Source organism: Burkholderia sp., from assembly GCF_018375725.1.
GTDB lineage: Bacteria > Pseudomonadota > Gammaproteobacteria > Burkholderiales > Burkholderiaceae > Burkholderia.
In genome coordinates this window covers 1-4311 of sequence record NZ_JAHACR010000333.1, presented here as the reverse complement: position 1 = coordinate 4311, position 4311 = coordinate 1, and the positions used below count along the sequence as shown (strand labels likewise).

At 68.5% G+C, this 4311-nt stretch carries 3 protein-coding genes; all 3 read left to right on the top strand.

Annotated elements, in window-relative coordinates; genetic code table 11:
- Nucleotides 1-1514, top strand: a 1514-nt coding sequence (gene kdpB, locus KH616_RS22080; RefSeq protein WP_292251319.1) for a potassium-transporting ATPase subunit KdpB, incomplete at its 5' end; no start/stop codon positions are given.
- 12 nt (nucleotides 1515-1526) lie between these two features.
- On the top strand, nucleotides 1527-2108 hold the full coding sequence (gene kdpC / locus KH616_RS22075) for a potassium-transporting ATPase subunit KdpC (protein WP_292251316.1): 582 nt from the start codon (nucleotides 1527-1529) through the stop codon (nucleotides 2106-2108).
- A gap of 123 nt (nucleotides 2109-2231) precedes the next feature.
- The coding region (locus tag KH616_RS22070) for a sensor histidine kinase KdpD (protein ID WP_292251314.1) at nucleotides 2232-4311 on the top strand (2080 nt) is incomplete at its 3' end.

The window sequence follows — 4311 nt, the reverse complement described above, 5'->3', positions numbered from 1 at the left end:
CGTTCCTCGACCGGATGATCGCGATGGTCGAAGGCGCGAAGCGCCGGAAGACGCCGAACGAGATCGCGCTGACGATCCTGCTCGTCGCGCTGACGATCGTGATGCTGCTCGCGACCGCGACGCTGCTGCCGTTCTCGATGTTCGCGGTCGACGCGATGAAGGCTGGACATGTCGTGACGATCACCGCACTCGTCGCGCTGCTCGTGTGCCTGATTCCGACGACGATCGGCGGCCTGCTTTCGGCGATCGGCGTGGCGGGCATGAGCCGGATGATGCTGGCGAACGTGATCGCGACGTCGGGCCGCGCGGTCGAAGCGGCGGGCGACGTCGACGTGCTGCTGCTCGACAAGACCGGCACGATCACGCTCGGCAACCGCCAGGCGTCGATGTTCCTGCCCGCGCCGGGTGTCACCGAGGAAGCGCTGGCCGATGCCGCGCAGCTGTCGTCGCTCGCCGACGAAACGCCGGAAGGCCGCAGCATCGTCGTGCTCGCCAAGGAACGCTTCAACATCCGCCAGCGCGACATGGGCGTGCTGCATCCGACCTTCCTCGCCTTCTCGGCGCAGACGCGGATGAGCGGCGTCGACCTGTCGCCGGCGGGGCGTGCGTCCGGGGCGCCGGACCGGGAGATCAGGAAGGGCGCGGCCGACGCGATCCGGCGCTATGTCGAGACGCACGGCGCCCGCTTCCCGGACGAAGTGCGCCGCATCGTGGACGATGTAGCGCGCCGCGGCAGCACGCCGCTCGTCGTCGCGGAACGGTGCGGCGGCACCGCACGCGTGCTCGGCGTGATCGAGCTGAAGGACATCGTGAAGGGTGGCATCAGGGAGCGCTTCGCCGAGCTGCGCAGGATGGGCATCAAGACCGTGATGGTGACGGGCGACAACCGCCTCACCGCCGCGGCGATCGCGGCGGAGGCGGGCGTCGACGATTTCCTCGCGGAAGCGACGCCGGAAACGAAGCTGACGACGATCCGCGAGCATCAGGCGGCAGGGCGTCTCGTCGCGATGACGGGCGACGGCACCAACGACGCGCCGGCGCTCGCGCAGGCGGATGTCGCGGTCGCGATGAACACCGGCACGCAGGCGGCGAAGGAAGCGGGCAACATGGTCGACCTCGATTCGAACCCGACCAAACTGATCGAGATCGTCGAGATCGGCAAGCAGATGCTGATGACGCGCGGCTCGCTGACGACGTTCTCGATCGCGAACGACATCGCGAAGTATTTCGCGATCATCCCGGCCGCGTTCGCGACGACCTATCCGCAACTGAATGCGCTCAACGTGATGCATCTCGCGACGCCTGCGTCCGCGATCATGTCGGCGGTGATCTTCAATGCGCTGATCATCGTGCTGCTGATTCCGCTCGCGCTGAAAGGCGTCAGATACCGTCCGCTCGGCGCGGCGTCGCTGCTGCGCCGCAACCTGCTGGTCTACGGGCTCGGCGGGATTCTGGTGCCGTTCGCCGGCATCAAGCTGATCGACATCGTGCTGGCCGCGTGCGGCTGGGCTTGAAGGAATATCGCCATGAAAGCAATGATTCGTCCGCTCGTCACGATCTTCGTCGTGCTGACCCTGGCGACGGGGCTCGCGTATCCGGCCGTGATGACGCTGATCGGCCAGGCCGTGTTTCCGTCACAGGCGAACGGCAGCCTGATCGAACAGGACGGCAAGGTCGTCGGCTCGGTGCTGATCGGCCAGTCGTTCGATGCACCGAAATATTTCTGGGGCCGGCTGTCGGCGACGTCGCCGATGCCGTACAACGCGGCAGGCTCCGGCGGTTCGAACCTCGGTCCGCTGAACCCGTCGCTCGCCGCTCAGGCGAAGGCGCGCATCGCCGCGCTGCGCGACGCGGGCACCGACATGTCGCAGGCGGTGCCGGTCGATCTCGTGACGGCGTCCGCGAGCGGCCTCGATCCGGAAATCAGCCCGGCCGCGGCGGCCTATCAGATCGCGCGGGTCGCGAAGGCGCGCAGCCTGCCGGTCGGCACGGTGGCGCAGCTGGTCGCCGCGAACACGGCCGGACGCCAGTTCGGCGTGCTCGGCGAACCGCGCGTGAATGTGCTGCGGCTCAACCTCGCGCTCGATGCGGCACAGGCCGCGCACTGAGCGCCGCCCGGCACCGTGCTGCGCGGGGCGTGCGTTCGCCGGACGGCGCGCGGCGCCGTCTTTGCCTTTTACGGCGATTTGGATCGACAATGCTCGTACACGCGCGCATCGCACCCCTGACGCATGAACCGCCCCGATCCCGACCAACTCCTCGACAAGCTGCAGCGTGATGAAGAAAAGCAGCGGCGCGGCCAGCTCAAGATCTTCTTCGGCGCCTCGGCGGGCGTCGGCAAGACCTATGCGATGCTGCAGGCCGCGCACCAGCGCAGGCAGGAAGGCGTCGACGTCGTCGTCGGTATCGTCGAGACGCATGGCCGCAGCGAGACCGCTGCGCTGCTCGACGGTCTCGACGTGCTGCCGCTCGCCAGGCTCGACCACCGCGGCCGCACGCTGGCCGAATTCGATCTCGACGCCGCGCTCGCACTCCGACCCGGACTGATGCTCGTCGACGAGCTCGCGCATTCGAACGTGCCGGGCGCACGGCACCTGAAGCGCTGGCAGGACGTCCATGAGCTGCTCGACGCGGGCATCGACGTCTATACGACCGTCAACGTCCAGCATCTCGAAAGCCTGAACGACGTGGTCGGGGCGATCACGGGCATTCGCGTGTGGGAAACCGTGCCGGATCGCGTGTTCGATGCGGCCGACGAAGTGACGCTCGTCGATCTGCCGGCCGAGGAACTGCTCGAGCGGATGCGTGACGGCAAGGTCTATCTGGCGCAGCAGGCCGAGCGCGCGGTGCGCAACTTCTTCCGCAAGGGCAATCTGATCGCGCTGCGCGAACTGGCGCTCAGGCGCACCGCCGACCGTGTCGACGCGCAGATGCGCGAATACCGTGCCGACCGCGCGATCCAGCGGATCTGGCAGGCGCGCGAGCGGCTGCTCGTCTGCGTCGGGCCGGGCCCGGAGGCGCCGACGCTGGTGCGCGCGGCCGCGCGGCTCGCCGCGAGCCTGAAGGCCGACTGGCTTGCCGTTTATGTCGAGATGCCGCGGCTCCAGCGTCTGCCGGATGCGCAGCGCGAACGCACGCTGAACGCGCTGAAGCTCGCGGCCGAGCTCGGCGCGGAAACGGCGACGCTGGCCGGCCACGATGCCGTTGCCGCGCTGATCGGCTACGCGAAGGTGCGCAATGTGTCGAAGGTCGTCGCCGGCGGCTCGCAGAAGACCGGACTGTCGCGTTGGCTCGCGCAGCCGTTCGGCGAGAAGCTTGCGGAGCGTGCGGGCGATGTCGACCTGATGCTGATCCGCGCGTCGGCGAGCGACGAAGTGCGCGCCGGGCGGATCGACGCGCATGCGCGCGACTGGCGCGATGCGTTTGCGCGGCTGGGCGGCCATCGGTCGCCGCCGCGCCATTACGCGTACGCCGCGGCGATCTGCGCGGCGATCACGGTGATCGCGAGCGCCATGTCCGGCCGGCTCGACCTGACCAACCTCGTGATGCTCTACCTGCTCGGCGTCGTGTTTTCCGCGGTGCGCCTCGGGCGCGGGCCGGGCGTCGTGCAGTCGTTCCTGTCGGTGGCCGCGTTCGATTTCTTCTTCGTGCCGCCGCGCATGTCGTTCTCGGTCAGCGATACGCAGTATCTGCTGACCTTCTTCGTGATGCTGCTGACCTCGCTCGTGATCAGCCACCTGACGTCGAGCCTGACCCGCGAGGCGAGCATCGCGCAGCGGCGCGAGCGCCGCACGGGTGCGATGTATGCGATGGCGCGCGAACTGGCCGCAGCGCTCACGACCGAGCAGATCGTCGAAATCGGCAGCCGGCATGTGAGCGAAGTCTTCCGCGCGCGTGTGGCGATCCTGCTGCCGGACAGCGCGGACAACGTGCAGCAGAAGATCGAGGATCCGGACGCGGCGGTCACGCTGACGGGCGCCGATCTCGACACCGATGTCGGACAGTGGGTGTACGACCAGCAAAAGCCGGCCGGTCGCGGCACCGACACGTTGCCGGCGACTGCCGCGCTGTACCTGCCGCTGAAGGCGCCGATGCGCACGCGCGGCGTGCTCGCGGTCGTGTCGAAGGACGCCCGTGAGCTCGATGTGCCGGAACAGCAGCGGATGCTCGATGCGTTCGCCGCGCAGATCGCGCTTGCGCTCGAGCGTGTGCATTACGTCGAGATCGCGCGTGACGCGCTCGTCAGCATGGAATCGGAGCGGCTGCGCAACTCGCTACTGTCGGCCATCTCGCACGATCTGCGCACGCCGC

What these genes read in the sequence shown, in the direction of transcription:
- kdpC (WP_292251316.1), top strand. Translation starts at nt 1,527, where the DNA reads ATGAAAGCAATGATTCGTCCGCTCGTCACGATCTTCGTCGTGCTGACC.